Origin of the sequence: Streptomyces sp. NPDC001902, from assembly GCF_042891295.1 — a bacterium.
Classification (GTDB): domain Bacteria; phylum Actinomycetota; class Actinomycetes; order Streptomycetales; family Streptomycetaceae; genus Actinacidiphila.
The window spans coordinates 462,818-489,750 of the sequence record NZ_JBIATA010000001.1; the positions used below are offsets into that span (position 1 = coordinate 462,818).

Consider the following 26,933-nt stretch of genomic DNA (forward strand, 5'->3'; position numbering starts at 1 on the left):
CACTGGGCTGACCCACTGGGCTGACCGGCCGGGGACCGGGCCGTCCGCTCCACGGAGTCCCTCCGGCCAGGTGCTTCTCTTCGATCGCTCTCTCCCGTGGTCGAGACGAAAGGCGTCGTCATGCCCGAATTCGTCCGCCGCGGTCACCTCCGGACGACGCGCGCCAGGTCGTCGTGGTGACCGGCGTGGCCGGAACGCGTCCCGGTCGCGGGTCGTGGTGTACGAGGGGATCCACGACGGCTGGCGCGGCGGCGCGAGATGGCCCGCGCGCAACGGGCAGCGCGGGTGGACCGGCGACCACCGCAGCGGCGACGAGCGCTCGCCGATCGGGGTGTTCGGCCTCACCGACGCCGGGGGCCTGATGGCCGACCCGGGCACCCGGCTGCCGTACGACCACTCCGGTGGGTTCTTCATCAGGGGCACCGGCCTGGAGGGGGAACCGCCGGCGGGTTCGTTCGACTCCCGGCACGTCGCCGCGGGACCGGACCCGGCCGATGGGCGCGGACAAGGGCGGTGGCACCTGGTTCCACGTCGACCACGAGGGGCCCACGCAGGGGTGCGCCGCGTTGTCCGAGGCCCACATGCGGCGGTTGCTGCGGACCCTGGACCCGGCCCTGCAACCCGGTCCTCGTGATGGGGGACGCGGCCTCGCTCACGCGCTGAGACGTGCCGCGTGCGCGGCCTCGTCGGGGCGTGGCTCGCCCGGCCGGGAGCCGCCGAACGCCCAGTGGGTGGCGCCGAGTCCGCCCGCCGCCAGGGCGGCGTCGATCCGGCGGCGGACCTCGGCCTCGTCGCCGGGCGCGGACGCGAACAGCACGCGCAGCCGCAGTGCGCCGCCGGGCCCGGCCGTGACGGCGGTGTGGTGGGGCGCGAGGGGGCACGGCGGTTCGTGCTCCCAGTGACCGCACAAGGCGACGGTGACCGCGGCACCTGGGGCGCGCTCGTCGCCGCCGGGGGCGAGGGTCACGACCGCGTCGTGGGCGAAGGTCCGGCGCACGCGTCCAGTATCGGTGTCAGCCGTCCTGCTCGTGGCGGGGACGCATCGCCTGCCGCTGGACGCGCCGCCCGAACGCGGACAGCAGCGGCTCCACGGCGGCGCGCGGGAGCACGACCTTCTGGCGGCCCGTGGGCGGGGCCGCCACCTCGCCCCGGTCGAACGTCACGACCAGGTTCCCGCAGCGGGTGAAGGCCAGGTCGTCCAGGAGGGCGCGGCGGGCCGCCGGGTCCTGCAGCGCGCGGAGCCCGCGCGGGTCGTGGCCGGCGCGGGCGGCGAGCACCCGGACCAGGTGCCCGGCGAGGTCGCCGGCCGCGTCCGGAGCGACCATGGCGAGGGCCGGCAGCACCTCGCCGGAGCGGCCGTCGTACCAGTACGTGGCCGTCGTGGTGCCGCTCCCGGAGGTGGTGCCGTCCCCGGCGGCGGTGCCCTCGGCCGTCGTCAGCTGGACGCCGAGCACGTCCCCGGAGGCGGCCAGGAACGTGTACGAGATGGTGAACTCGCCCGCGCAGCCGGCACCGTGCCCGTGTGCGGTCAGGAAGTCCCGCAGCCCGCGCCGCACCTCGCGGTCGAGCGTCCGGGTCAGCGGCCGTGCGCCCGGCACGGACGGGTAGCTCGTCGACCAGCGGCAGGCGCCGCCGGTGCCCCGGGCGCCGATGACCCGCAGCCCGTGGATCCAGGTGGGCATGACCGCCCTGACCTCCTGTCCGTCGGCGGAGGCGGTCGCGGGGGAGGGTCGTCCGCCGGAGGGCGCCGTGCACGCGGGGACGGCCAGCAGCGCGGCCACGGCGACGGCGGCGATCGGCACGGACTTCACCCGGCGACCGTAACCGCCCCCGGGGCCGGGGCGGTTGGCCGTGCCGTATCCGGACCGGGGTGTGACAGGTTCGCGACATTGCGGCGGTCCCCCGCCCGGGGTCGTGGTGCTACAGTGCGAGGAGCACGGCTGTGCGCCCCTCTTCGGCGCCGGTGCTCCCCGCGTGACCGCCCGGCGGTCCGCTCCCGCAGTCCACTGCGATGTTCCCCTTCGCCCGCGCCCCGCGTCGGCGATCTCCCCGAGGCTCCGCCTCTTGCGCCGCGTGTCCCGGCGGCCGGCCGATTCCGCCGCCGTACGCGCCCTTCCCCCGAGGACCACGTATGTCCACAGCTCCCACCACCACCCCCACCCCCGCTCCTGCTTCCTCTCCCTCGGGCGAACGGCACGTCGCCGTCGCCGGGGTCCTCGACGTCGAGGGCGGGCGCGGCTTCCTGCGCACCGCCGGTTACGCGCAGGGTCCGCACGACGTCCCGGTGCCGCCGGAGGTCATCAGGCGGCACGGGTTGCGCAAGGGCGACGCCGTCGAAGGCGTGGCCACGGCCGGTCGCTCCCGCGCCCTCGTACGGGCCGACCAGGTCGGCGGGCTGCCCGCCGGCCTGGCCCGCGGGCGGCGGCACTTCGCGGACCTGACCCCGCTCCACCCGTCCGAGCGGCTGCGCCTGGAGTGCCCGCAGGGCGGCCTGACCACCCGTGTCGTGGACCTGCTGGCCCCCGTCGGCAAGGGCCAGCGCGGGCTGATCGTGGCGCCGCCGAAGGCCGGCAAGACGATGCTGCTGCGGCGGCTGGCCGACGCCGTCGCGGACAACCACCCCGAGTGCCACCTGATGGTGGTGCTCCTGGACGAACGACCTGAGGAGGTCACCGACATGCGGCGGGCGGTGCGGGGCGAGGTCGTCGCCTCGACCTTCGACCGCACGCCCAAGCAGCACATCGCCGTTGCCGAACTGGCCGTCGAGCGGGCCAAGCGCCTGGTCGAGACCGGCCGGGACGTGGTCGTGCTGCTGGACTCCCTCACCCGGCTGTGCCGGGCGCACAACAACGCGGCGTCCTCGGGCGGACGGACGCTGTCCGGCGGTGTCGACGCGGCGGCGCTGCTCGGCCCGAAGCGGCTGTTCGGCTCGGCGCGCCTCGCGGAGGAGGGCGGTTCGCTGACCATCCTCGCCACCGCGCTGGTCGACACCGGCTCGCGCGCCGACGACTACTTCTTCGAGGAGATGAAGAGCACCGGCAACATGGAGTTGCGGCTGGACCGGGGGCTGGCCGACCGGCGGGTCTTCCCGGCGGTGGACGTCGGCCCGTCGGGGACCCGGCGTGAGGAACTGCTCCTCAGCCCTGCGGAGCTGGCGGCCGCGCGCGGTCTGCGGCGGGTGCTGCGTGGTGCGGGGAGTTTCGAGACGCTGCTGGAGCGGATGCGGGCGACCCCGGACAACGCGGCCTTCCTGCGGCAGATCCGCGGCACGGTGCCGGCCGCCTGACCCCGCGGCGCCCGCATCATGGAGCGGTGACCACACCGCAGCGCGTGGGGCCCCGGGGTGCCGTGCGGCCGGACCGGCCGCCCGGTTTCGTCTGGTACGCGGCCTACGGCTCCAACACCCACCTCGTGCGCCTCAACAGCTACCTCGCCGGCGGGGTGCCCCCCGGCGGCGGCCGGGAGTACCCGGGCTGCCGGGACGCGCGCCCGCCGCTGCGGTCGGTGCCGCTGGAACTGCCGGGGCGGATGTACTTCGCGACGCGGTCGCCGGTCTGGTCGGGGGGCCGGGCCTTCTACGACGGCGACGTGCCGGGCGGCGGGGTGCGCGCCAGGGCCCACCTGCTGACGGTCGGTCAGTTCTCGGACATCGCCGCCCAGGAGATGTACCGGTCGCCGGGCTCCGACCTCGACCTCGCCGAGGTGCTCCGCTGCGGCAGGGCCCGGCTGGGCGACGGGCGGTACGAGACGCTGCTGTACCCCGGGGACGTGGACGGGCACCCGGTGCTCACCTTCACCGCCCCCTGGGGCTCCGGCGGGGCCGAGCACGTCAGGCCGTCCGGGACCTACCTGCGGCACATCGCCGAGGGCCTGGCCGAGACGGGCGCCTGGGACCTGCCCGGCATCGCGGCCTACCTCGCGGAGTGCGCCGACGGGGCCTGGGACCCGCGGGAGATCACGGCGCTGCTCGGACGGTGACGCGCGGCGCCGATGGATTACGGCGCCGCCGCCGGTCCTAGGGACGTACGCGGTACGCATCCCCGCATCCGCCCCAGGAGGTCGCCCATGGCCCGGCCCGCGCCGCCCCCGCCCGCGTCCCGACCGGGCGGTGGGCCCGCCGTGCTCGTCCTGACCGGGAGACTCGACCGCGCGGGGATCCCGCCGCTGGTCGAGCGGCTGCGCGCGCTGCTGGCCGAGCGGGGCGGCGGGACGGTGCTGTGCGACGTGGGCGGGCTCGACGGCGCTCCGGACGTCGTGCTGGTCGACGCCATCGCGCGGTTGCAGCTGACCGCCCGGCGCCACGGCGGCCGGATCAGGCTGCGGGGCGCCGGGGGCGCGCTGCGGGAACTGCTGGTGCTCACCGGGCTGGGCGGGCTAGCGGGCCTCGGGTGCGAGGCGCGCGGGGAGGCCGAACAGCGGGAAGAGCCGCTCGGTGTCGAGGAAGGAGTTGAGCCCGGTGATCCGGCCCTCTGATATCTCGATGACCTGCAGCGCCCACGGCTCGTGACCCCCGTCGGGGCTGGACCGGTACTGCCCGAAGCCCGGTGTGCCGTTGGCCGTGACCGGGACGAGCCGCGAACCGCGGCAGCCGGAGCCGAGCCCGAGCATCCAGGCCTTGATGTCCGCGGATCCGCGCAGCCACAGGCCGAAGGGCGGCATGGACAGCGTGGCGTCCTCGTGGAGCAGTGAGGTGAGGGCGTCGAGGTCGTAGGACTCGAAGGCGGCGACGTAGCGGCCGAGCAGGGCGCGCTGCTCCTCGTCGAGCGGACGGGCCGGGTCGGTCGTGGCGGGGCCGGCCGCGGCGAGGGCGGCGCGGGCCCGCTGCAGCGCGCTGTTGACCGAGGCGACGGTGGTGTCGAGCAATTCGGCGACCTCGGCCGCCTTCCAGGCCAGCACCTCCCGCAGGATGAGCACGGCCCGCTGGCGCGGCGCGAGGTGCTGCAGGGCGGCGACGAACGCCAGGCGCACGCTCTCGCGCTGGTCGGCGAGGTCGGCGGGGTCGCCCGTCTCGGGCAGGACGCGGCCGTCGGGGGCGGGGGAGATCCAGGTGCTCTCCGGCAGGGTGCCGGGCAGTGGGCCGTCGGCGCTGCCGGGGGAGGCCAGGTCCATCGGGCGGGCCCGGCGCCCCGTGCCGCCCAGGATGTCCAGGCACGCGTTGGTGGCGATGCGGTACAGCCAGGAACGCAGGCTGGAGCGGCCCTCGAAGCGGTCGTACGCCCGCCAGGCCCGCACCATCGTCTCCTGGACGGCGTCCTCCGCCTCGAAGGCCGAGCCCAGCATCCGGTAGCAGTAGCCGGTCAGCTCCGCGCGGTAGCGCTCCAGCTCCTGCGCCACGTCCGGGGGTGCAGCGAGATCGCTCATGGTTCTCCTCCGCCTTCCGATGAGTTCCGGAGCGTCCACGGGTCTACTTCAGCACAGACCACTGACACAAACCCCGGAACGGAACGAGGCGGACCATGCCGACCCAGATCTTCGTCAACCTCCCCGTGCAGGACCTGCCCAGGTCGAAGGCCTTCTTCGGCGGCCTCGGCTTCTCCTTCGACCCCCGGTTCACCGACGACAACGCCGCGTGCATGGTGATCGGCGAGGGCATCTTCGCGATGCTGCTCGTCGAGCCCTTCTTCCGGCAGTTCACCAAGAAGGAGGTCGCGGACGCCACGAAGACCACCGAGTCCATCCTCTGCCTGGGCGTCGAGTCGCGGGAGCGCGTGGACGAGCTGGCCGACGCGGCCCTGGCCTCGGGCGGGTCGCCCTCGAACGAGCCCATGGACCAGGGGCCGATGTACGGCCGCAGCTTCCAGGACCCGGACGGCCACCTGTGGGAGGTCGTGCACATGGACCCGGCCGCCCTCCAGGACTGACGCGCCGCGCGCTCAGCCCGGGTGGACGTCCGGGATCTCCTGCTCCGCCCAGATCAGCTTGCCGTCCGCGGTGTAGCGGGTGCCCCACCGGCGGGTCAGCTGGGCGACGAGGAAGAGCCCGCGGCCGCCCTCGTCGGTGGTCCGGGCGTGCCGCAGCCGCGGCACGGTGTTGCTGCCGTCGTAGACCTCGCAGATGAAGACCGACTGCCGGATCAACCGCAGCCGGATCGGGCCCGAGGCGTGCCGGATGGCGTTGGTGACCAGCTCGCTGACGACCAGTTCGGTGGTCGTCCGCAGCTCCTCCAGCCCCCACTCGGCGAGTTGGCGCGCGGCCAGCGCCCGGGCCCGGCTGACGACCGCCGGGTCGACCGGCAGGTCCCAGGCGACGAACCGGTCCGTGGTGAGCGCGTGCGTACGGGCCACGAGCAGGGCGACGTCGTCGGCGGGCGGACCGGGCAGCAGACGCTCCAGCACGGCCGAGCACAGGTCCTGCAGCGGCAGTTCGGGGTGGGCCAGGGCGTGCGCGAGCCGCTCCAGGCCCACGTCGACGTCCTCGCCGAAGGTGTCGATCAGGCCGTCGGTGTAGAGGGCGATGATGCTGCCCTCGGCCAGTTCGAGCTCGGCGGACTCGAAGGGCATGGCGCCCAGGCCGAGCGGCGGGCCGGCGGGCAGTTCGGCGAAGGTGACCCGGCCGGAGGGGTCGACGACCGCGGGCGGCGGGTGCCCGGCACGGGCCATCGTCAGCCGCCGGGTCACCGGGTCGTAGACGGCGTAGAGGCAGGTGGCGCCGGTGACGGTGGTGGCCACCGACGCGTCGGCGCTCTCCTCCTCGGTGAGCCGCATGATGAGGTCGTCCAGGTGCGCCAGCAGTTCGTCGGGCGGCAGGTCCATGTCGGCGAGGGTGTGGACGGCCGTCCGCAGCCGTCCCATCGTCGCCGCCGCGGTGAGCCCGTGCCCGACGACGTCCCCGACCACCAGCGCGATCCGCGCCCCGGACAGCGGGATGACGTCGAACCAGTCGCCGCCCACGCCGTCCTGGATGTCGGTGGGCAGGTAGCGGGAGGCGACCTCCAGCGCCGTGCCGCCGGTCAGGGTCTGCGGCAGCAGGCTGCGCTGCAGGGTGAGCGCCGCCTCGTGCTCGCGGGTCCAGCGCCGGGCGTTGTCCACGCACACCGCGGCGCGGGCCACGAGCTCCTCGGCGAGCAGCAGGTCGTCCGGCTCGAAGGCGCCGGGCCTGCGGTGCCGGATGAAGGTCGCCACGCCGAGGACCGTGCCCCGGGCCCGCAGCGGCACCCACATCACCGACCGCATCCCGAACTCGCGGATCTTGGCCGCGCGGGCCGGGTCGTCGGTGAGCCACGACGCGCGGTCGATGGCGATGTCGGCCTCGATCTCGGGCCGGCCGGAGGTCATGCAGCGCACGTGCGGCGAAGTGTCGCCGGCGTTGATCCGCTCGCCGAGCGCGACGATCGACTCCGGGGTGCCCGGGTGCACCGAGCGCATCCCGGCGCGGCGCAGCGGCACGCGGGCCAGCCCGCCGCCGGCCGGCGGCTCGTCGCCGCGCAGCACCGGCTCCAGCAGGTCGACGGTGACGAAGTCGGCGAGCCGCGGTACCGACACGTCCGCCAGTTCCTGGGCGGTGCGGGTGACGTCCAGGGTGCTGCCGATGCAGGCCCCGGCCTCGTTGAGCAGCGCGAGCCGGCCCCGTGCGCGCCAGCGGTCGGTGACGTCCATGCCCATGTAGCAGACGCCCATCACCCGGCCCTCGGCGTCGTCCAGGCGGTAGAAGGAGGTGGAGAAGGACCGCTCCCGGTAGGGGGCGGCCAGCGTCCAGCCCTGGTACTCGTGGTCGATCACCGGCTCACCGGTCAGCAGCACCTCGCGCATGATGTTCTCCAGCGCCTCGGTGTCCAGACCGGGCAGGGAGTCGCTCATGCGCATCCCGATGCGGTGCTCGCGCGGCACGCCGGCCAAACGCTCCAGGGTGTCGTTGACCCACACGTACCGCAGGTCGGGGGTGAGCACGGCCATGCCGATCGGGGACCGGCTGAGGAAGCCCTCCAGGATGGCGCTGCTCACCGCCCACGACGGGGTCCTGGCCAGGTCGATCGCGGACACCAGCCAGCGTTCCCGCCCGTCGGGCGACGCCAGCGCGGACACCCGAAGGCCCAGCTCGATCCGGCGTCCGTCGCGGTGCCGGGCGGCCACCAGGCCGCCCCAGATGTCCTGGTCGTGCCACTGGGCGGCGACCTCCGCGGCCCTGGCGGCCTGGCCGGACGAGGCGAGCAGCAGCGTGGCGGGGCGGTGCAGCGCCTCCGCGGCCGGGTAGCCCAGCAGGTGCTCCGCGGCGGCCGTCCAGCCGACGATCGTCCCCTCGCCGTCGATCAGCGCCGACGCGGCGTAGGCAAGGTCGAACGGCGCCTTCGCCGGCGCCGCCGCGCTTCCCTCCGGCATGACCATCAGGGGCGTCCCATTTCCGCTGATCCGTGTCTTTCATGCTAGGACGTCCCGTCCGCGGGGGCTCCTCGCGCTGACCGGCTTCGGACGGGCTCCGGGCGGGCCCCGGCCCGGTCCGGCACCGCTCAGGGCAGTGGCCCCGGGGGAAGGGGCGGAGGGGTGGGGCGCAGCGCGTGCAGGCCGCCGTCCACGGGGAGCGCGGTGCCGGTGACCGCCGCGGCCGAGGGTCCGGCGAGGTAGGCGACGGCGTCGGCGACCTGCTGGGCGGTGACCAGGCGCCCGCTGGGCTGGCGGGCCTGGAGCGCGGCCCGCTCGGCCGCCGGATCGGGGGCGGCGGCGATCAGCCGCTCCACCCAGGGCGTGTCGACGGTGCCGGGGGTGACGCAGTTGACCCGGACGCCCTCGGGCAGGTGGTCGGCGGCCATGGCCAGGGTGAGCGCGAGGACGGCGCCCTCGCTCGCCGCGTACAGCGCCTGGCGCGGGAGCCCGGCCGTGGCCGTGACCGAGGAGATGTTGACGATCGACGCGTAGCGGGAGCGGCGCAGGTACGGCAGCGCCGCCCGGCTCGCCCGGACCACGCCGAGGAGGTTGACCTCCAGAACCCGGCGCCACTCGCCGTCCGGGTTCTCCTCCACGGTTCCGACGGCCCCGGTGCCCGCGTTGTTGACCAGGATGTCCAGCCCGCCCAGGTCCTCCACGGCACGGCCGACCGCCCACCGCACGGAGGCGTCGTCGGCCATGTCGGCGGCGAGCGCGTGCAGGTGTGCCGGTGCCCGGCCGGGGGCCTGGTCCAGCACGGCGACCCGTGCGCCGCGCGCCGCCAGGGTCTCCGCCGTGGCGAGCCCGATCCCGGTGGCGCCGCCGGTGACGATCGCGGCGAGCCCCCGCAGTTCCCCGGCGGTCATCGGCCGGCCCCGGTCTCCGCGCGCGTGACATTGCTCCCCGAACGGGCTGGGCGCAAGTACCCATCACTCTTAAGAGTGAAGCCAATTTTCGCGCCCCTCCGGGGTCCCGCGGCGCGGGCGCATCGCGCGCGGCCGGACGGCGCACGCCGGGGCTTTCCCGCCGTGCCGCCTGGGGGCCCGCCGTACCGCCCGGGCGCATGCCGTGGAGCCGGTCGCTCCGGTTCGGCCCCGCTGCCCTCCGCGGCGCCCGCGCGTACCGCCCGAAAGCGCCCGCGGCCCGGCCCGGTGCGCATCCCGCGGGGGGCGCGTGACGTGGGGAAGCGGCGTTCCGGGGTCCTCGCTGGGGGGTTCGGCCCGGCGTGTTCCTGCTCGCCCATGAGGGCCTCCCGGGGCGCGGGGACCGGCGTCGCCGTCGATCGAGCCATCCGTGGTCAAACAGTTTATATCGGTCATTGCTCATGATCGAATCGTGGACGCACAGATGGTGAGGGAGCGCCCGGGAGGGGTTTGCGCCGACGCTGAAGAACCGATAACCATACGTCAAACGGCATGTGCCAAAGGCATCGTGAGGCGGCATCAGCCAGGGAATGGAAGCGGCTATGCTACTTGCGGCTCAGCGTGTTGTAGCAATTACGCCAGGTCAGGCGGATATGCCGACCGAGTGCCGATTGCCCAGGTCGCTGAGGCCGGACTCCGCCTGCTCGTGTCGTGTTCGTTCCATGACTAGCGATCACCTGAGGATGCTGATGGTTCGTGCTGGATCGTCCCCCGGAGACCGCCGGCCTACCGCCACGTCCGCGTGGTTATTGCCGGTCGGCATAGTCGCGGCGGTGACCGCCGTCGCCGTATGGACCGTCCCGTCGGCCGCCCGGGAGGCGGTGCTGTGGTGCGGGGTGACCGCCACGGTGGCCGTGGCCGTCCTCGGCGCCGAGACCGCCCGCCGGGGCACTGCCGTACGGGCGCTGCGCGAGCAGCTCGTACGGCGCGAGGAAGAACTGCAGTTCCGGCTCTCCCGCCAGGAGGCGGAGACCGAACGGCTGGCACGGGAGCAGCTGCCGAACGCGGTGGCGCGGTTGCAGCGCGGCGAGTTCGTCGCCGACGTGCTCAAGGACATCGAAGAGGACGCCGAGGGCGTCACCCCCGGATTCCAGCGGGCCCATCAGCGGATGCTGCGCTCGGTGCTGGAAGCCGTGTCCGCGGAGGAGGACGTCCGCGAGTCCTCGCAGCGTGCCTTCGTCAACATCGCCCGGCGCGTGCAGGCCATCGTCCACCAGCAGGCCAGTGACCTGCGGGAGATGGAGGACCGGCACGGCCGCACCCCCGACGTCTTCGGGGACCTGCTCAAGCTCGACCACGGCACCGCCCTCATCGGCCGGCTCGCGGACAGCATCGCCGTCCTCGGCGGCGCCCGCCCCGGACGCCAGTGGCGCCGGGCCGTCCCCCTGTTCAGCGTGCTCCGCGGCGCCATGTCGCGCATCACCGACTACACCCGCGTGGAACTGCACTCCGTGACGGAGGTGGCCGTCGTCGGACCCGCGGTCGAGCCGCTGATCCACGCGGTCGCCGAGCTGCTGGACAACGCCACCCGCTACTCCCCGCCGCACACGAGGGTCCACCTCACCGCCGTCGAGGTGCAGTCCGGCATCGCCATCGAGATCGAGGACGGCGGCGTCGGCCTCAGCGAGGAGTCCCGGACCCGCGCCGAGCGCGCCCTGGCGGAGGCCCAGGCCGGCTTCGACCTGGGTGACCTGGGCGAGACCCCCCGCCTCGGCCTCGCCGTCGTCGGGCGCCTCGCGGCGACGTGGAACTTCCAGGTGTCCCTGCGCTCCTCCGCCTACGGCGGGGTGCGCGCCGTGGTGATCGTCCCGCAGGACGTCATCACCACGGTGGCGAACGCCACCGGTCTGGCGCACGGCATCGGCTCCGTCTCGGGCCCCCGGCCCGTGGTGCCGGACCAGCGCGCGTCCGACTCCGGGACGGCACCCGTGCCCGCCCCCGTGCCCGCCCCGGCCCCCGCCACGGGTCCCCGGCCCTCCCCGCCCGCCGCCCACGCCTGGGCGGAGGACGACGTGCCGGTCGTGCACGAGAGGACCGCGAACGGACTTCCCCAGCGGCGGCGTCGCGCTGCGGCCCCGAGTCCCGCCCCCGGTGCGCGGATGGGCACCGTGCCCGCCGACGGCTCGGTCACTGCCGCGTCGGACCCGAAGCCGGGCAAGGAGCCCGTGCAACCGGGCATGTGGCTGGCGGCCTTCACCAGCGCCGTGTCCGGTGAGAGCACTGCCACCTCCTCTGACAGCAACAGTGACGAAACGTTAGATAAGGGTGAGTAGCCGTGATTCAGCAGCGGGCCAACATGGACTGGATGCTCAAGGACCTGGCGACGGGCGTCCCCGAGACCCGGCACGTCGTGGTGCTGTCCTCGGACGGCCTGCGCATGGCCCAGTACGGCGGCGACACGGACGCGGCCGACCGCCTGGCCGCGGCCTGCGCGGGCCTGCAGAGCCTGGCGGCGGCCATCGCCGGTGAGTTCCCGCACGGCGACGGGCGGATGCGGCTGGTCGTCATCGAGGTGGACGGCGGCTTCTTCTACCTCATGGCGGCGGGCGCGGGTGCGTACCTCGCGGTCCTCGCCGACGAGGGCGTCGACGCCGGGCTCATGGGCAATCGGATGCGGGACCTGGTCGCACGGATCGGCGCGCATCTGACCAGTCCTCCGCGCCGGGACGGGCAGGCCGTATGAGCGACGGTCCTGCGGAGGAGTGGGACAACGGAAACCCCGAGCGGCTCTACGTGGTGACGGGAGGGCGCAGCGGATCCTCGGAAGAGACCGCCATCGACCTGGTCACCCTGGTACGGGCCCGCTCGGGGCCGCCCCCGGGCATGGCGCCCGAACAGGCCGCGATCCTGCGGCTGTGCACCTCTCCCCTGTCCGTCGCCGAGATCTCCGCGTACCTGAACCTCCCGGTCAGCGTGGTGACCGTACTTCTCGCGGATCTGCTGGCCGACAAGCGGGTGGAGGCACGACCGCCGATCGCGCCCGCACTTCTTCCCGACGCTGCACTGATTGAGGCGGTGATGCATGGACTTGAAAGGCTCTGACGCGCTCGGCGTCAGGGGGCCGCGGAGTGAGGACGCTCTGCCGGAATCGGCAGCCGCCGCGGTCAAGATAGTGATCGTGGGGGGCTTCGGGGTCGGCAAGACGACCCTGGTCGGATCGGTCAGTGAGATCCGGCCGCTGTCCACCGAGGAGACGATGACCCAGGCCGGTGTGGGCGTGGACGACATCGTGGGGGTGGAACGCAAGACGGCCACCACGGTGGCCATGGACTTCGGCCGCATCAGCATCAACGACGAACTGGTCCTCTACCTCTTCGGGACACCGGGCCAGCAGCGCTTCTGGTTCCTGTGGAACGGGCTCTTCGAGGGCGCGCTGGGCGCGGTGGTGCTGGTCGACACGCGGCGCCTCGAGGTCAGTTTCGACGTGATAGGGCGGCTGGAGGAGCGCGGAACACCGTTCGTCGTGGCCGTCAACTCCTTCCCGGAGTCGCCCAGTTACCCGCTCGACGAGCTGCGGTCCGCCCTGGACCTGCCGGATCATGTTCCCCTGGTGGAGTGCGACGCCCGGTCCCGCAGCTCCGTCCGTGACGTGCTGATGACGCTCATGCGCCATCTCCACTCCCTCGCCGCCGCATCGGCCCTGTGATCCTTCCCCGCCCGTGATCAGGAGCGTCCCGTGACCACCCCACCCCCCGAATGCCCCGCCCACGGCCTCGGCCCGGGCGGCCTGCGCAGGCTCTACGGCCCCGAGGCCGCCGCAGACCCCATGGCCCTGTACGAGAAGCTGCGCGCCGAGCACGGAACGGTGGCCCCCGTGCTCGTGCACGGTGACCTGAACGCCTGGATCGTCCTGGGACACCACGAGAACCTCGAGGCCATGCGGAACCCCTCGCGGTTCTCCCGGGACTCCCGCATCTGGCGGCACTTCCGCGAGGGCAACGTCGCCATGGACTCGCCGCTGCTGCCGATGGTCGCCTGGCAGCCGCTGTGCGTCTTCGCCGACGGCGCCGAGCACGAGCGGCTGCGCGGAGCGGTCACCACCAGCATGGGCCGCCTCAACCGACGGGGTATCCGCCAGCACATCATCCGCTTCTCCAACCAGTTGGTCGACGAGTTCTGCCAGTCCGGGGAGGTCGAACTGGTCACCCAGTTCGCCGAGCAGCTTCCGGTGCTCGTCATGACCCAGCTGCTGGGCATGCCCGAGGAGTACGGGCCGAAGCTGGTGGAGGCCGGCCGCGACCTGATGCGCGGCACCGAGACGGCGGTGGCCAGCAACGAGTACGTGCTGTCCGCCTGCAAGCAGCTCGTGCAGCGCAAGCGGGCCGACCCCGGCGGCGACCTGACCTCCTGGCTGCTGCGCCATGAGGCGAACCTCACCGACGACGAGGTCGCCGAACACCTGCGGCTGATCCTGATCGCGGCCAACGAGCCCACCGTCAACTTCATCGTCGGCGCGCTCAAGATGGTGCTGACCGACCCCCGTTTCCGGGCCCACCTCTCGGGCGGTCACATGACCCTCCCCGATGCCCTGGAGCAGGTGCTGTGGGACGAGCCGTCGATCGCCGTGGTGCCCGGCCGCTGGGCCACGGGGGCCACCGAGCTGGGTGGTCAGCAGATCGAGGAGGGGGACATGGTGATGTTCGGCATCGCCGCGGGCAACGTCGACCCGCGCGTGCGGCCGGACCTCTCCACCCCCGTGCACGGCAACCGTTCGCACCTGGCCTTCAGCAGCGGCCCGCACGAGTGTCCCGGCAAGGACATCGCCCGGGCCATCGTCGACACCGCCATCGACACGCTGCTGATGCGGCTGCCGGACCTGCGGGTTGCCGTGCCGGAGGAGGAACTGACCTCGCAGGCCGCGTGGATCTCCCGGCACCTGGTGGCCCTGCCCGCGGAGTTCAGCCCGGCCAAGCCGCTCGGTGACCAGGGGCTGGCAGCGGCCGAACCGGCGCCCCGGGAGGTCCGCGTCCCGCAGACGCCCCCGAGGGGGCAGGTGTCCGAGGCCGCTCCGTCGACGACGGCCGAACTGCCCCCGGCGCAGCCGGAACCGGCCTTCGCGCCCCGGCCGGCGGCAGCCGTTCCCCTGCAGCGCCGTTCCTGGTGGCGGGCGCTCGTTTCGCGCCTGGGCGTACGACGGCGGTAGCCGTTGGCACGTGGTGTCTCACTGTGTGACCGGTTCAAGACGGGCGCACGGGCGAATGCGCCCGTGCGCCCGTTCGTGCGCCCTCCATGCCGTAGGGCCATCGTGGCTGGTTCGGCCAAGGTCGAGCATCGGGCGCACACACCTCGCCCATGAACACAACCGGAATGTGCGTCAACTGTCCTTCCCGTGACGCGTTTTGGTCTCTTGACTGCTCCGCCATATGCCGGAGTAATTGTCATTTGAATGATCCACTTGTGTTCGATTTCCGCCACGCGTGCGGTGCGTCACAGGTGGAACGGTTGTGACAGCTGAGAGGTGGACGTCAGTGGAGCCCGGGTCCGTCGTTCCACTGGGCCGCCCTCCCGCGGGCCGCTCCGCGCGCTCCGGGCGCGCGGCCCGCGCCTGTTCCTGTCGGTCTACGTTTGGCGCGTTCATGGCAAGGTTGTGCGGAAGGTAGCAGGCGCTGGCCCGCCCTCCCCCAAGCTCGAAGGAGCATGTCCGTGACCACTGTGCCCGCCCTTCAACTGGCGCCCTTCTACTGCCCGATCGCACCGGCCGCCCACCCCCTGGCCGACGACCTGGACCGGGCCACCATCGAGTGGGTCCGCCGCTTCGGCCTGTACGAGGACGAGTCCCAGCGGCTGCGCCTGGAGCACGTCGGAGCCGGCCGCCTCGCCGCGCTCACCTCGCCGTACGGGACCGAGGAGGGGGCGCAGATATCGGCGGACTCCCTGATGTGGCTGTTCGCCTTCGACGACGCCCACTGCGACGAAGGCCGCCTGGGCCGGCGCCCCGGCGAGCTGAGTCGTGTGCTGACCAGGCTGCTGCGCATACTCGAGGCTCCCGAGACACCGTTGTCCCCGAACGGCACGTACTTCTGCTTCGAGGCGGCCTTCCGGGACCTGCGGCTGCGCGTGGGCCGGGTCGCCACCGCCGCGCAGATCGGCCGTTGGACGGACGCGATGCGCATGTACTTCCTGTGCCAGGTGTGGGAGGCGGCCAACCGGGTCGACGGTGCGGCACCCGGCCTGGACGACTACGCACTGCTGCGCATCCACAACGGCGCGATGAAGGTCAGTGTCATGCTGCTCGACGTCGCGGACGGGTACGAGGTGCCCCCGGCCGAGCTGGAGCGGCCGGACGTCCGTGCCCTCACCGAGGCGACCTGTCTGCTGGTCGGCTGGGACAATGACATCCTGTCCTACCGCAAGGAGCACCTGCGCGACGGTGACGACCAGAACCTGCTCGACGTCCTCGCGCACGCCGCGGGCAAGCCCGTCCCCGGCATGGTCTCCGAGGCGATGTTCCTGCGTGACCAGATCATGGTCCTGTTCACGACGCTGAGCGCGCAGGTGCACCGCACGGCATCATCCGAGCTGCAGCGGTACGTGACCTCGCTCGGGCACTGGATCCGGGCGAACCTCGAGTGGGGCACGACCTGCGAGCGCTACCTCAACCCCGAGGATCCCGCCTACCTGCCGACGACCTGGGCGCCGGCGCCGATGCCCGGCAGCGATGCCCCGGTGGACCTCCCGGCGATCTCCTGGTGGTGGAGGCAACTGGAGGACTGACGGACGGCCCCCGCGGGACCGTCCGCACCCTCGGCGCCCTCGTGCCGTCCGTCAGCGGGACGCCATGAGGGCGCCGCCGTTCCCGGGCACGAAGGCGTCGTCGGCGGGGGAGGAGGCCGGGCCGTCGGCGCCGGGGCCGTCGGCGGAGCGGGGGCCGGGGGTCGTGCCGGCCGGGGGCTCCCCGTCGGCCGGGTGCTTGTCGCAGGAACAAGTGGGCTTCAACATGTCGATCTCTCCCAGCGTGTGAGCCCGGGATCATCGCTCGAGACGCGATGATCCACGGTCGTTTCTTACCAGACCGGGACATTCGCCACCGTGGCGTTGAGGATTCCCGCGTCACGGGTGGCTCAACCGGCTACCGTGCCTCGTTCTCCGGCCGGCCCGGACCGCAACTCCGCTGAACGCCGAGGCAACTTGATCCGTACGGGAGCGCGGCGGGCACCGGCGCCTCCTAGGATCACGCCATGGAACTGACGTTCGTGGACGTGAAGTCTGGTGAACCGGCCATGACCGCTGAAGTCGGGCCGCTGATCAGGGCGTTGCGGCCGGCTCTGACCGCCGACGGGTTCGCGGCCTTCGCCGCCGAGGCGCATGACCAGGGGGTGGTCTTCACGGCGGCCCTGGACGAGCGGGAGCGTTACCTGGGGGTGGCCACGCACCGGGTGCTGACCACGAGCAGGGGGCGGTTGCTGCTGGTCGACGACCTGGTCACGGCGCTGGACGCGCGTGGCGCGGGGGTGGGCACGCGGTTGCTGGCGGAGGTGGAGGCCAGGGCCCGGGCGGCGGGCTGCGAGCGGCTGGAGCTGGACGCGGGCGTGGCCAACCACGGGGCGCACCGCTTCTTCCACGCCCGCCGTATGGCGATCACGGCGCTGCACCTCGCGCGCGAACTCACCTGACGGGCGCGGCGCGGGACGGCGGGGCCGTTCAGAGGTCCCCGGTGAAGGCCACCAGCTGCGGGGTGCCCCACGGTTCGGGGACCGCGGTCCGGGTGGCGTGGTCGAGGAGCCACTTCTTCAGCACCTCGAAGCCGGCGTCCCCGTAGGTGTCCTTGTAGAGCGCGGCGATGCCGGTGACGTGGGGGGCCGCCATCGACGTGCCGCTCATGATCGCGTAGAGCCCGCCGGGGAAGGCGGAGGCGATGTCGACACCGGGCGCGTTCAGGTTGACGCAGCTGCCGAAGTTGCTGAACGCCGCCCGGTGGTCGGCCCGGTCGGTCGCGGCGACGGTGAAGGACTCCGTGGCGCTCGCCGGGGAGATGACGCAGGAGCTGACGTCGTCGTTGCCGGCCGCGACGACCGGGAAGACCCCGGCCCGGGCCAGCGCGTCCAGGGTCTCGTTCATCGTCGGGGAGTAGAGGCCGCCCAGCGAGATGTTGGCCACGGCGGGCTTCACCGCGTGCCGGGCGACCCAGTTGATCCCGGCGATGATGCCGGAGTTGGGGCCGCGCGCCTCGCAGTCCAGCACGCGTACGGAGACCAGCGAGACCGCCCGGGCGACCCCGGTGTGCTCGCCGCCGACCGTGCCGGCGACGTGCGTGCCGTGGCCCGCGCAGTCCGCGGCGTTCCGGCCGTCGTCCATCTCGTCGATGCCGGGCTTGGCGCGGCCGCCGAACTCCGGGTGGGTGAAGTCGATCCCGCTGTCGATGATGTACGCGGTGACCTTGGCGCCGGTCGCGCGGACGGTGAAGCCGTGCGTGGCCGGGGCGCGGTTGCTCACGCGCTCCAGGCCCCAGAACCGTCCGGTGCCGTCGGCCGGGGGCGGGCTGCCCGGCATCCGGCGGCTGGTCGACACCGGGATCCGGTCCTCCGCGGGCAGGGTGACCGTGGTGTCCTGCTCGACGCCGCGCACCGAGGGCAGGGCCCGTACGCGGGCCAGTTGCCTCCCGGTGAGCGGGGCGGCGAAGCCCCGCATCACGCTGTCGTACACGTGGGCCGGGGTGATCCCGGCCGCGCTCGCCACGGCGGAGGGGTCGCTGTCCGGGGCCAGGGTGACGATGTAGCGGCCCGGGATGGAGTTCGGCGCCCCGACGCCGAGCAGGGGCGCCAGGGCGACGGAGGAGCGCGCCTGTGCGGGCACCGGCGCGGGGAGGGCGGCCAGCGCGGGGACGGCGGTCATCAGCAGCGCGGCGAACGTCCGGCGCAGGGACACACGCATGTGTCGATCTCCTCGGGACTCGGCGGACAGCTCGGCCGACGGGCCGTCAGCCGGCCCTCTCCCCCACCCTGTCAGCCAGGATCGGACGCGGGCGCGCCCTGCTACGCCATCCGGGCCGGGGCGCGACGAGCAGCCCCAGGCCGATCCACACGTAGGCGCTGCCGCCCACGAGGGTGCCCAGGCCGCCGGTGCCGGGGTCGCCCCGCCAGAGCCACACGACGCTGCTGCAGAGCAGGACGTAGCTGCCGACCGCCGCGACCGTCGGGCCCCGGGTCCGTACCCGCAGCGCCTCGCCGGCCAGCGCCGCCAACGCCGGGACCAGCCACACCAGGTGGTGCACCCAGGTCACCGGGCTGACCAGGCAGGCCGTCACCCCCGTGAGGGCGACGCCCGTCGTGACGCCGGTCCGGCGCACCTTGTACGCCCACACCGCCAGCACCGCGACCACGGCCACCGCCCACACCCACGTGGGTGCGTCGAGCCGGGCGAAGGTGCCGCGCAGCGACTGGTTCGAGGCGTACGACAGCGAGCCGACGCGGTCGGTGTCCCACATCGCCCGGGTCCAGAAGTCGCGGGACGCGCCGGGCGCGGCCAGCGCCGCCAACAGGGTCGCCCCGGTCGCGGTGGCGGCCGCGGTGAGGCCGGCGCGGCGGTGCCCGGCGAGCAGCAGCCATCCGACGAACAGCGCGGGCGTCAGCTTCACGGCGGCGGCGAGGCCGATCGCGCACCCGGCCCAGCGGCTGCCGCGGCGCAGCAGTTCGGTGTCGGCGAGCACCAGGGCGAGCAGGACCAGGTTGACCTGCCCGAAGGTGAAGGTGTCGTGGACCGGCTCCAGGAGCGCCATCAGGCACACGGCCAGCACCATCGCGTACCAGGGGGTCCAGCCCTCGCGGCGCACGATCGGCCACACCGTCCACCACAGGACGGCCGCCGCGGCGCAGATGTTGATCGCGGCCGCGCAGACGACGGCCGCGGGCCAGCTCACCAGGGCCAGCGGCAGCATGCACAGCGCGGCGAACGGCGGGTAGGTGAAGCCGTACGTCGTCCCGGGACTGAGGTAGTCGTAGACGCCGACGCCGTCGTGCGTCCAGGCGTTGACGGTGCCCCAGTACACGCCGAGGTCGAACCAGTGCCGGTGCAGCGGCACGGTGGCCAGGAAGAGCGCGGTCGCGACCACGGCGGCGACCGCCGTCACGATCCGCCTCATGAGGCGAGCGCGGGACGTACGAGCCGGACCAGCCGCAGCGCGGCGAGCGGGAGCAGCGCGAGTGCCGCACCCGTGGCCGCCAGGGCGATCTGACGGGGCGTCGCGGCGAACCCGCTGGGCAGCACCACGAGCGCCAGCACCGCGCTGGCGAGCGCGGCGATCCGCCGCACCCGGCCGTCGGGTGCGGCCACGGCGAGCGGCACGAGCCCCCACAGCAGGTACCAGGGGCGGATCGCCGGGCCCAGCAGCGCCACCGCGAGCAGGCTGATCCCCAGGGCGTACACCGGCCCGAGCCGTTCGCGGTACAGCCACACGGCGGCGATGACGAGCGCGGCCGCGGCCATGCCGAGCAGCCGCCAGACGTCCGGGGTGCCGGCGAACCGCCCCAGGACGTTGACCAGGGACCAGTTGGAGGCGGAGGCGGGCGTGGTCAGCGCGCCGATCCAGCCGTAGCCGACGCCGGTGACGGCGGTGACCGCCACGGTGGCCGCGCCGGCGACCGCCGCCGTGGCCGCTCCGGCGCGCGCCAGGCGCCGGCGGCCCTCCAGGTGTTCGGCCCACAGGCTGGCCACGACCAGCAGTCCGAGCGCCGCGGGCGCCTTGACCAGGGCGGCCAGGGTGACCAGCGCGGCGGCCACGACCGGGCGCCGGGCGAGTGCCGCGCCCAGGCCCGCGCCGAGCAGGCCGAGCATCACGGCGTCGTTGTGCGCCCCCGCCACCAGGTGCAGCAGCACCAGCGGGTTGAGCGCCCCCAGCCACACGGCCGCGGCCGGGTCCGCGCCGCAGCGCCGGGCGAGCCGCGGCAGCAGCGTGGCCAGCAGGGCCACCCCCAGCAAGGCCAGCGCCCGCATCCCGGCGACCCCGGCGTGCGCCCCGAAGCGCGCCAGCGCCAGGAACGCCGGCCCGTACGGCGCGGGGCTGTTCCGCCAGATCGCCGGCACCTCGGCCGCCGCCGTACCTCCCAGCACGCCCGGCCCGTGCGTGTAGGCGTCGATGCCCGCGTTCACCATCGTGCCCTGCGCCAGGTAGCTGTAGACGTCCCTGCTGAACAGCGGCGGGGCCAGCAGCAGCGGTGCCGCCCACACGGCGCACGTCGTCAGCAGCGCGCGTATCGACGGGGGCCGGGGCCCGCGGACCAGCCGGCCGAGCTGCCACCACGCCGCGACGAGCAGCCCGAGGCCGAAGTACGCCACCAGCAGTCCGGCCGCCGCCTGCCCCTGCGGCAGCGCGATCCCGTCCCGTACCGGCAGCGCCCCCGCGGCCATGCCGCCGATCGCCAGCGCGGCGGTACCGGCCAGTCCGAGAGCCATCGTGCGAGTCACGCCCGCACGTTCCCATCACCGGATGTCCGCCGGACGACCGGCGGGCGACCGGCGGATGACCGGCCCGGACGCGCGGCGCCCGCTTCGCTACGGTGAGGGCATGTTCACACCCGGGGAACGCGACCGCGTACGGGCCCGGTTGCTCGGTCTCGCCGCGGACGACCCGGACGTCACCGGGGCCGCGCTCACCGGTTCGCTCGCGGTCCCGGGCGGCGGCGACCGGTGGTCCGACGTCGACCTGGTGCTCGGGGTGCGGGGCGAGGTGGGCGCGGCGCTGGCCCGCTGGACGGCGTGGCTGTACGGGCCCGGGTTCGGGGCGCTGCACCACTGGGACCTGCCGGCGGGCGCGACCGTCTACCGGGTGTTCCTGCTGCCGGGGGCGCTGGAGGCGGACCTGGCGTTCACGCCGGAGGAGGAGTTCGGACCCCGGGGGCCGCAGTGGCGGACGGTGTTCGGCTCCGCGGGCCGGGCGCCGGAGGCGGCGCCGGCCGACCCGGGGACGCCGACGGGACTCGGCTGGCACCACGTCCTGCACGCCGCGGCGAGCATCGAGCGGGGCCGGCTGTGGCAGGCCGAGCACTGGATCGCAGCGGTGCGCACCCAGGTCATCGCCCTCGCCTGTCTGCGCCTTGGGCACCCCGCGGCCTACGCCAAGGGCGCCCACCTGCTGCCGGACGAGGTCACGGGGCCGCTGCACGCCACGCTGGTGCGCTCGGCGGAGCCGGCGGAACTGCGCCGCGCGCTCGCCGCGGCCGCGTCCGCCCTGGGGCGTGAAGTGGCCCGCACCGACCCGGTGCTGGCGGAGCGCCTGTGGCCGGTCCTGGTGGAGCGGGGCGGCGCGGCCTGCTGATCCCGGCGGCGGTGCAGCGATGATCTCCGCGGCGCGGCCGGGTCGTTCGAAGAGGAAGCCGTACCCGGCGCGGTGCAGGTGCCGAGGTCGCGCCGTTCCCGGTCGGTGAGGCCGATGTCGTCGGCGGTCCCGCCGACGACGACCGCGCGGACGCCGACGGCGCGCAGCCGGGCGAGCCGGCAGGCTGCGGACGACGACGCCGCAGCCCGTGTCGGCGGCGAGCCGTTCCATGAGGCGGGCGCGGTTCCTGATCGGCAGGTCGCGCCCGTGGTCGGGCAGGGCGATGGCTACCGGGCCGAATCCGGCGACTGCAGGTGCGGGCTCGGCCATGACGGCCGTGGTCGGGCAGGGCGATGGCTACCGGGCCGAATCCGGCGACTGCAGGTGCGGGCTCGGCCATGACGGCCGTGGTCGGGCAGGGCGATGGCTACCGGGCCGAATCCGGCGACCGCAGGCGCGGGCTCGGCCATGACGTCGGCGTGGAACCCGGTCGTGCGGACGTCCCGGTCCGCACGCCCACCGTCGGCGTTCTCGGCTCCGTACCCCGGCCCGGTCCGTCGGGGCGGGCGGGCACCGTGCTCCGTGCGCGGCGTGCCGGTGCGATCCTGAACCGCGTGCGAGATGCGATGACGGTGGTCGAGGCGGCGTTCGCCGGTGTCCTGGGGGCGCCGGAGGGGGACGTCGAGACGGCGCTGGACGCCGGGGCGTCGGCGATGGCGGCGGCGGAGGCCGGGTGGGACGAGGTCGGCCGGGCGGTGGCGACCGCGGTGGGCGGGCTGCTGCGGGGCTGCCGGGCGCGCGGCTGGGAGGACGCCGACCTGCTGCGGATGGTGCGCCGCGAACTGCGCCCGGAGCACGTGCGGCTCGCCGGGCGTCTGACCGCCGACGGGGGCGGTGACCCGGCGGGCCTCCTGACGGCGTACGGGGCGGCCGAGCGGCTGGACCGCTTCACGGTGGCGACGGCCGTGCTGGAGCTCGTCCGCCTGCTGGGGCGGCTGCCCGGGATCACGCCGCCGGCACCGCCCGCGCCCGCTGCGGGCGGTGCGGGGCATCCGATGCTGCGGCGGATCAGGGCGCTGCTGGCGAAGGCGGAGTCCACGGCCTTCCCCGAGGAGGCGGAGGCGCTGAGCGCGAAGGCCCAGCACCTGATGGCACGGCACAGCGTGGACGAGGCGCTGGTCGCGGGCAAGGCGCCGGGCGGCGGCGGTCCCGGCGCGCGGCGGATCGGCGTGGAACGTCCGTACGAGGCGCCGAAGGCGCTGCTGCTGGACGCGGTCGCGGCGGCGAACCGCTGCCGTGCCGTGTGGTCGGCGGAGTTCGGCTTCTCGACCGTCGTGGGCTGGGAGGCCGACCTGGAGGCCGTGGAGGTGCTGTACACCTCGCTGCTGGTGCAGGCCGAGGCGGCCATGCGCGGCGGCGGCGCCCCGGGGCCGGCCACGCGTCGCCCGGGACGCAGGGGCGTCAGGGGCGGCGCCAGGGGCGGGGACCTGTCGCGGGACTTCCGCGAGTCCTTCCTCATCGCCTATGCGGGCCGGATCGGCGAGCGCCTGGCCGCCGCCGCCCGTGACGCGACGGAGGAAGCCGCGGAGGCGGGCGGGTCCACGGAGGTGCTCCCCGTGCTGGCGGCGCGCGAGGTCGCCGTCGGCCGCGCCGCGGACGCGATGTTCCCCGAGACCCGCACGCAGCGGCTCAGGGGCCGTGACCGCGAGGGCTGGGAACGCGGTACCGCCGCCGCCGACCGTGCCGCCTTCCACGGCCCGGCCGGCGCCGGACCGGGACGGGAGCGCGGCCGGGGCCCGGGTCCGTCCCCGGGTTCCCGGGGGTGAGGGAACGGCCTGCGCCCCGGTGCGCCCGCCCGCTCCGGCGACCGGACCTCCGGCACGGCCTGCGCCACGTCCCGGCCGCGTACGCCTAGAACAGCCACCGGGTCTGGCTGTAGGTGGTGCCGCGGGCGTACGCGAAGGCCGTGGTGGGTTCCACCTCGTACACCAGGGCCTCGTGGCCTTCGCCGACGAGGACCTGGTCGCCCACGTCGAAGTGCCATCCGGAGCCGTACTTGGTCTCGTACGCCGCGGCGATCCGGTGCAGCTGGTTCTCGCTGCGCACGCGGGCCGCCTTGCCCTCGAGCACCACGTCCAGGCCCTCGCCGAGCGCGTTGTTGCCGGTGGTGAGGACGACCCGGCCGTTGCGGGCGAGGTTCTTGGCCTTGCGCTCGTCGGCGCCGGTGCAGAAGTGCAGGGCGTCGTCCAGCCAGACCCCGATGAGCGGGGTGACGTGGGGGCGGCCGTCGGGACGGACGGTGGTCAGCCAGTAGATCTCGGCTCCGGCCAGGTGCCCGCGGGCGTCGTGCCAGGTGGTGGGGGCCGCGCCGGCGCTGCTGAAGCGGGCGTCGAGCCGGGGCTCGGGTTCCTTCTCTTCTGTCATGGGTTCACTGATACTCCATCAGCCCGCGCGCAGCGCGTACGCGCTGTCCACGGCTTCCGCCAGGTCGCGTACCGCCGGGTCCTCGGTGGTCGCCGCCAGGGCGTGCGCGCGGTCGCCGAGCCGGGCGAGGCCGGGGGCGCCGGGCAGCTGCTCGTCGCCGGTGTCGTAGGTGCGCAGCGCGTCGGCGAAGTAGGCGGCCACCGCGTCCACCCGGAGCCGCGGCGAGGTGCCGGAGTCCCACAGCCGGCCGGCCAGCCGGTCCGCCTCGACGGCGCCCGACGCCTCGTGCGGGGTGCGGTCGTGCGGGTCGAGCCAGCGCACGGTCGCGGTGGCGACGTGGCCGCGGGCGCCCGCCTTCAGGCGTACGGCGTAGAGCGCGGTGACGGTGTGGCCGGGGCCGACCTCGCCGCCGTCGACGCGGTCGTCGCGGAAGTCCTCGTCGGCGACGGCGCGGTCCTCGAAGCCGATCAGGCGGTAGCGCTCGACGGTGTTCGGGTCGAAGGAGACCTGGGCCTTGGCGTCGCGGGCGCGCAGGCCGATGTTGACGGGCAGCTGGTCCACGAACAGGGCGCGGGCCTCGGCCGGGGTGGAGACGTACGAGGTGTGGCCGTCGCCCTTGTCGACCAGCCGCTCCATCAGTTCGTCGCCGTACTCGCTGCCGACGCCGACCCCGAACAGGGCGACGCCGTGCTGTGAGCGGGCCCGGTCGATCCGTTCCAGGAGGGCGTCGGGGTCGGTCTGCCCGGTGTTGGCGAGGGCGTCGGAGAGCAGGACGACCCGGTTGGTGGCCCCGCGCCGGGCGCTCTCCAGGGCCACGTCGTAGCCGGTGCGCAGGCCCGCCTCCAGGTTGGTGGAGTCCTCCGGCGCGAGGCGGTCGACGACGGACAGGGCGCGCTGCCGGGCGCCTCCGGCGCCGAGCCGGGTCGTCGGCAGGGCGACCCGCGCGCGGTCGCTGAAGGTCACGACGGCGAGGGAGTCGTCGTCCCGCAGCTCGCCGACCGCGGCGCGGAGCGCCTTCTGGACGAGGTCCAGCCGGCCCGGATCGCCCATGGAGCCGGAGACGTCCACGACGAAGGTGAGCACGGCCGGCGGCCGGTTCCCCTCGTCGGCGGGGCGGGTGGCGAGGCCGACCCGCAGGAGGGACCAGCCCTCCTCGTCGCCGATGCGGGCGCCGTCGACGGTGACGGAGAAGCCGTCGCCCTCGGGGGCGGGGTAGTCCTGGCGGAAGCTGTTGACGAACTCCTCGTGGCGCACGTCCGCGGGGGAGGGCAGCGAGCCCTCGTCGAGCCGCCGCTTGGCGTAGCCGTACGAGGCGGTGTCGACGTCCAGCGCGAAGGTCGACAGCTGTGACGCGTCGGGCGCCCGCTCCAGGCCCCGGTCCTCCTCCGTGCCCTGCCCGTTCCACTCGGAGCCGCCGTCCTTGGGGGCGCCGTCCGCGCCCCGTACCGGTCCGGGCCGCCGCGTGTCACCGGCGTGGCCCCGGTCGGTGTTCGCGCCGCAACCCGTCAGGACCGCTCCGGCCGCCACCGCCGCCAGCACCGCCGCCGTGATCCGCCGCATCACCGTCACCTGCTTCCCCCGGGGGCGCCCCCTGCGCCTTCTGCGACTGTGACGCAGGAGGGGGCGGGCGGGTGGCATCGGGGCCGTTGCGGATGGATCTCAGTCGGGCAACGCCGCTTCGCCCGGGGCCGCTTGGCGGGCGCGGCCGGCGGGTGGGGAGTTGGCCCGCGGGGTGGGGCGGGCGTCAGGCGGGCCGGGTGTGGCGGGCGCGTGCGACGTACAGCGCCGCCCCGGTGGCGAGGACGGCCGCGCCCGCGGCGACGGAGGTCCAGGGGAGGGCGAAGGCCAGGGCGAGGCAGCCGATCAGGCCGAGGGCGGGGACGGCGCGCCGGGCGCCGGGGCCCAGGGTCCAGGCGGAGACGTTGGCGACGGCGTAGTAGGCGAGGACGCCGAAGGAGGAGAAGCCGATCGCCCCGCGCAGGTCGGCGGTGGCGGCGAGCACGGCGACGACCGCGCCGACGGCGAGTTCGGCGTGGTGCGGCACCCCGGACCGGGGGTGCACCGCGGCCAGGGTCCGCGGCAGGTGCCCGTCGCGGGCCATGGCCAGGGTGGTGCGGGAGACCCCGAGGATCAGCGCGAGCAGGGATCCGGTGGCGGCGACCGCCGCGCCCACCCGCATCAGCGGCGCGAGGCCGCCCGCGGCGTCGGCCAGGGGCGCCGCGGAACGGGCGAGCCCCTGCGGGCCCAGCACCGCGAGGAGGGCGACGGCGACGGCGGCGTAGACGGCCAGGGTGATGCCGAGGGCGAGCGGGATGGCCCGGGGGATGGTGCGCGCGGGGTCCTTGACCTCCTCGCCGAGCGTGGCGATCCTGGCGTACCCGGCGAAGGCGAAGAACAGCAGACCGGCCGCCTGCAGCACCCCGCCCGCGGTCGCGTCGGCCCCGATGTCCAGCCGGGCGGCGTCCGCGTCGCCGCCGGTGGACGCGGCGACCACGAAGGCCGCGAGCACCGCGAGGACGACCGCGACGATGCCCCGGGTCAGCCAGGCCGCCTTCTGCACCCCCGCGTAGTTGACGGCGGTGAGCGCCACGACCGCGGCGACGCCGACCGCCCGTTGCTGCTCCGGCCAGGCGTACGCGCCGATCGTCAGCGCCATCGCCCCGCAGGAGGCGGTCTTGCCCACGACGAAGGACCAGCCCGCCAGGTAGCCCCAGAACGGCCCGAGCCGCTCGCGCCCGTAGACGTAGGTCCCGCCCGAGGCGGGATGGAGCGCGGCGAGCCGGGCCGAGGACATGGCGTTGCAGTAGGCGACGACGGCGGCCGCCGCGAGCCCGAGCAGCAGCCCGGACCCTGCCGCGCGGGCGGCCGGGGCGAAGGCCGCGAAGACCCCGGCGCCGATCATCGAGCCGAGCCCGACGACGGTGGCGTCGAAGACGCCGAGCCGTCGTCGCAGTATCGCGTTCTCACCGGTCACGGCGG

General features: G+C 74.7%; 25 protein-coding genes and 1 pseudogene. 14 read left to right on the forward strand and 12 right to left on the reverse strand.

Annotated features, from left to right (window positions below; all coding sequences use genetic code 11):
• The first annotated feature begins 20 nt into the window (after window positions 1-20).
• Window positions 21-663: pseudogene (locus tag ACFYYN_RS02165) on the forward strand (L,D-transpeptidase family protein).
• On the opposite strand, the gene ACFYYN_RS02170 reads toward ACFYYN_RS02165, so the two are convergent.
• Window positions 653-997, reverse strand: a complete 345-nt coding sequence (locus ACFYYN_RS02170) for a hypothetical protein (RefSeq protein WP_500544357.1) — start codon at window positions 995-997, stop codon at window positions 653-655. The pseudogene ACFYYN_RS02165 and the gene ACFYYN_RS02170 overlap by 11 nt on opposite strands.
• 16 nt (window positions 998-1,013) lie before the next feature.
• Complete coding sequence (locus ACFYYN_RS02175; RefSeq protein ID WP_500544358.1) at window positions 1,014-1,811, reverse strand: hypothetical protein; 798 nt, start codon at window positions 1,809-1,811, stop codon at window positions 1,014-1,016.
• 320 nt (window positions 1,812-2,131) lie between these two features.
• Here ACFYYN_RS02175 and rho point away from each other — a divergent pair, with 320 nt between their 5' ends.
• The 3 genes from rho to ACFYYN_RS02190 all read left to right on the forward strand — a co-directional run bounded on the left by rho (window position 2,132) and on the right by ACFYYN_RS02190 (window position 4,473).
• The gene (rho, locus tag ACFYYN_RS02180; protein ID WP_500544359.1) at window positions 2,132-3,286 is read left to right on the forward strand and encodes a transcription termination factor Rho; all 1,155 of its coding nucleotides are present in this window, start codon (window positions 2,132-2,134) and stop codon (window positions 3,284-3,286) included.
• Between the two features lie 26 nt (window positions 3,287-3,312).
• Window positions 3,313-3,978, forward strand: coding sequence for a histone deacetylase (locus tag ACFYYN_RS02185; RefSeq protein ID WP_500544360.1), 666 nt, complete (start codon window positions 3,313-3,315; stop codon window positions 3,976-3,978).
• 87 nt (window positions 3,979-4,065) lie between these two features.
• Window positions 4,066-4,473: an STAS domain-containing protein gene (locus ACFYYN_RS02190; protein WP_500436916.1), complete on the forward strand. Its 408-nt coding sequence runs from the start codon at window positions 4,066-4,068 to the stop codon at window positions 4,471-4,473.
• Here the strand turns inward: ACFYYN_RS02190 and ACFYYN_RS02195 are convergent.
• Window positions 4,375-5,361 (reverse strand): sigma-70 family RNA polymerase sigma factor, encoded by a 987-nt coding sequence (locus tag ACFYYN_RS02195; RefSeq protein ID WP_500544361.1) that lies wholly within the window; start codon window positions 5,359-5,361, stop codon window positions 4,375-4,377. The genes ACFYYN_RS02190 and ACFYYN_RS02195 overlap by 99 nt on opposite strands.
• Before the next feature lie 95 nt (window positions 5,362-5,456).
• On the opposite strand from ACFYYN_RS02195, the gene ACFYYN_RS02200 reads away from it, so the two are divergent.
• Window positions 5,457-5,861, forward strand: a complete 405-nt coding sequence (locus ACFYYN_RS02200; protein ID WP_500322677.1) for a VOC family protein — start codon at window positions 5,457-5,459, stop codon at window positions 5,859-5,861.
• 12 nt (window positions 5,862-5,873) lie between these two features.
• On the opposite strand, the gene ACFYYN_RS02205 is transcribed toward ACFYYN_RS02200, so the two are convergent.
• A complete protein-coding gene (locus ACFYYN_RS02205) occupies window positions 5,874-8,321 on the reverse strand; it encodes a SpoIIE family protein phosphatase (protein ID WP_500544362.1) in 2,448 nt (815 codons plus the stop codon).
• A 122-nt stretch (window positions 8,322-8,443) separates the two neighbouring features.
• A complete protein-coding gene (locus ACFYYN_RS02210) occupies window positions 8,444-9,223 on the reverse strand; it encodes an SDR family NAD(P)-dependent oxidoreductase (RefSeq protein WP_500544363.1) in 780 nt (259 codons plus the stop codon).
• Window positions 9,224-9,969: 746 nt separating this feature from the next.
• Here ACFYYN_RS02210 and ACFYYN_RS02215 point away from each other — a divergent pair.
• The 6 genes from ACFYYN_RS02215 to ACFYYN_RS02240 all read left to right on the forward strand — a co-directional run bounded on the left by ACFYYN_RS02215 (window position 9,970) and on the right by ACFYYN_RS02240 (window position 15,994).
• Window positions 9,970-11,553, forward strand: coding sequence for a sensor histidine kinase (locus tag ACFYYN_RS02215; RefSeq protein ID WP_500544483.1), 1,584 nt, complete (start codon window positions 9,970-9,972; stop codon window positions 11,551-11,553).
• Between the two features lie 23 nt (window positions 11,554-11,576).
• Entirely contained in the window at window positions 11,577-11,963 is a 387-nt protein-coding gene (locus ACFYYN_RS02220; protein ID WP_499600269.1) for a roadblock/LC7 domain-containing protein, read from the forward strand.
• A complete protein-coding gene (locus ACFYYN_RS02225) occupies window positions 11,960-12,322 on the forward strand; it encodes a DUF742 domain-containing protein (protein ID WP_500322680.1) in 363 nt (120 codons plus the stop codon). Before ACFYYN_RS02220 ends, ACFYYN_RS02225 begins: the two co-directional genes overlap by 4 nt.
• Window positions 12,303-12,926, forward strand: coding sequence for a GTP-binding protein (locus ACFYYN_RS02230; protein ID WP_500322682.1), 624 nt, complete (start codon window positions 12,303-12,305; stop codon window positions 12,924-12,926). The genes ACFYYN_RS02225 and ACFYYN_RS02230 overlap by 20 nt, the downstream gene beginning before the upstream one ends.
• Window positions 12,927-12,956: 30 nt before the next feature.
• The gene (locus ACFYYN_RS02235; RefSeq protein WP_500360828.1) at window positions 12,957-14,423 is read left to right on the forward strand and encodes a cytochrome P450; all 1,467 of its coding nucleotides are present in this window, start codon (window positions 12,957-12,959) and stop codon (window positions 14,421-14,423) included.
• 500 nt (window positions 14,424-14,923) lie between these two features.
• Window positions 14,924-15,994: a terpene synthase family protein gene (locus ACFYYN_RS02240; RefSeq protein WP_500360830.1), complete on the forward strand. Its 1,071-nt coding sequence runs from the start codon at window positions 14,924-14,926 to the stop codon at window positions 15,992-15,994.
• A 51-nt stretch (window positions 15,995-16,045) separates the two neighbouring features.
• On the opposite strand, the gene ACFYYN_RS02245 is transcribed toward ACFYYN_RS02240, so the two are convergent.
• Complete coding sequence (locus ACFYYN_RS02245; protein ID WP_500544364.1) at window positions 16,046-16,219, reverse strand: hypothetical protein; 174 nt, start codon at window positions 16,217-16,219, stop codon at window positions 16,046-16,048.
• A gap of 239 nt (window positions 16,220-16,458) precedes the next feature.
• Here ACFYYN_RS02245 and ACFYYN_RS02250 point away from each other — a divergent pair, with 239 nt between their 5' ends.
• On the forward strand, window positions 16,459-16,893 hold the full coding sequence (locus ACFYYN_RS02250; RefSeq protein ID WP_499512548.1) for a GNAT family N-acetyltransferase: 435 nt from the start codon (window positions 16,459-16,461) through the stop codon (window positions 16,891-16,893).
• A 28-nt stretch (window positions 16,894-16,921) separates the two neighbouring features.
• Here ACFYYN_RS02250 and ACFYYN_RS02255 read toward each other — a convergent pair whose 3' ends face one another.
• The 3 genes from ACFYYN_RS02255 to mptB are packed head-to-tail and all read right to left on the reverse strand — an operon-like array spanning window position 16,922 to window position 20,668.
• A complete protein-coding gene (locus ACFYYN_RS02255) occupies window positions 16,922-18,151 on the reverse strand; it encodes a S8 family peptidase (protein WP_500544365.1) in 1,230 nt (409 codons plus the stop codon).
• Window positions 18,152-18,197: 46 nt separating this feature from the next.
• Window positions 18,198-19,358 (reverse strand): glycosyltransferase family 87 protein, encoded by a 1,161-nt coding sequence (locus tag ACFYYN_RS02260; protein ID WP_500544366.1) that lies wholly within the window; start codon window positions 19,356-19,358, stop codon window positions 18,198-18,200.
• Window positions 19,355-20,668: a polyprenol phosphomannose-dependent alpha 1,6 mannosyltransferase MptB gene (gene mptB / locus ACFYYN_RS02265; protein ID WP_500544484.1), complete on the reverse strand. Its 1,314-nt coding sequence runs from the start codon at window positions 20,666-20,668 to the stop codon at window positions 19,355-19,357. The genes ACFYYN_RS02260 and mptB overlap by 4 nt, the downstream gene beginning before the upstream one ends.
• A 112-nt stretch (window positions 20,669-20,780) precedes the next feature.
• On the opposite strand from mptB, the gene ACFYYN_RS02270 reads away from it, so the two are divergent.
• A complete protein-coding gene (locus ACFYYN_RS02270; RefSeq protein ID WP_500544367.1) occupies window positions 20,781-21,530 on the forward strand; it encodes a hypothetical protein in 750 nt (249 codons plus the stop codon).
• A gap of 626 nt (window positions 21,531-22,156) precedes the next feature.
• Window positions 22,157-23,356, forward strand: coding sequence for a DUF2786 domain-containing protein (locus ACFYYN_RS02275; RefSeq protein ID WP_500544485.1), 1,200 nt, complete (start codon window positions 22,157-22,159; stop codon window positions 23,354-23,356).
• 85 nt (window positions 23,357-23,441) lie between these two features.
• On the opposite strand, the gene ACFYYN_RS02280 is transcribed toward ACFYYN_RS02275, so the two are convergent.
• The 3 genes from ACFYYN_RS02280 to ACFYYN_RS02290 all read right to left on the reverse strand — a co-directional run bounded on the left by ACFYYN_RS02280 (window position 23,442) and on the right by ACFYYN_RS02290 (window position 26,928).
• On the reverse strand, window positions 23,442-23,954 hold the full coding sequence (locus ACFYYN_RS02280; protein WP_500544368.1) for a pyridoxamine 5'-phosphate oxidase family protein: 513 nt from the start codon (window positions 23,952-23,954) through the stop codon (window positions 23,442-23,444).
• A gap of 18 nt (window positions 23,955-23,972) precedes the next feature.
• Window positions 23,973-25,514, reverse strand: coding sequence for a vWA domain-containing protein (locus ACFYYN_RS02285; protein WP_500544369.1), 1,542 nt, complete (start codon window positions 25,512-25,514; stop codon window positions 23,973-23,975).
• 184 nt (window positions 25,515-25,698) lie between these two features.
• Window positions 25,699-26,928 (reverse strand): APC family permease, encoded by a 1,230-nt coding sequence (locus tag ACFYYN_RS02290; RefSeq protein WP_500544370.1) that lies wholly within the window; start codon window positions 26,926-26,928, stop codon window positions 25,699-25,701.
• Window positions 26,929-26,933: the final 5 nt, after the last annotated feature.